At 48.2% G+C, this 753-nt stretch carries 1 protein-coding gene and 1 pseudogene; both read right to left on the bottom strand.

The features are described from left to right. A pseudogene (locus AAHB90_RS32455) lies at nt 1-402 on the bottom strand (AraC family transcriptional regulator); the annotation flags it as partial. Nucleotides 403-410: 8 nt separating this feature from the next. Continuing rightward, a partial coding sequence (locus AAHB90_RS32450; protein WP_342089485.1) for a hypothetical protein occupies nt 411-753 on the bottom strand: 343 nt, incomplete at its 5' end.

Raw genomic sequence — 753 nt, 5'->3', positions numbered from 1 at the left:
TGAAAGGAACAGCGCTTCATTGGTCGCATAGCTAAAGTATTCGTACCGCTTGATCTTGGTAGCAAGCGATGTGTTCCAAAGAAAGTCGGGGTGTACGAAAAGCATCCAGCCTTCCAGGTCCGCAGGTACACCGCTCTCTTCGCCGCGCAGGATCTGGCCGGGCGACAGAAAGGCCATAAGCCCTTCGTCAAAGTCGTATTTCTGTTGCCCGTAATGTAAGCCGTCGCATCCTCTTTTCATGGATATTACATACAAATCGAAAACGACCGCCTCTATACCTGTATCGTTTCTGAGGCCTTTCAGGTCAACGATGCTGATCAGCGGGTGATGGGGTTTGGGGAGCCCCATCAAACGGTGTATCTCCGTTATAGAGCTGATCCTATAGGGCTTGCTGTTTGCCATACTGCGGGTTATTTAAATTTAAACGGATATTTGAGCCAAATCATCACTAATGGCATGGCTAAAAATGGGATCTCTATCAACGCCATGCGGTAATCTCCCGCTCGCAGCGCCAGGCCCATGATCATAACAATCAGGACCGCATTGAGCATATTGCCCAGGAAAAAGGTGCCAGGAATGAGCAAAAGTACACCGACCGCTATGGCAACACAAGCCAGATATGGAATGTATGTTTCGCTGATTCCTAAACTTTCCATCATCTTAACGGACTCCGGATTGTTTTTATAATGCAGGGTGTCCCAGGCATGTTTGAAACTGAGCTTTACCGAAACGAGTAGCAGCAGTGCGGAAATA

This window comes from Dyadobacter sp. OTU695, assembly GCF_038440355.1.
In the GTDB taxonomy this organism is placed as follows: domain Bacteria; phylum Bacteroidota; class Bacteroidia; order Cytophagales; family Spirosomataceae; genus Dyadobacter.
This window is presented reverse-complemented; position numbering and strand designations above follow the sequence as displayed.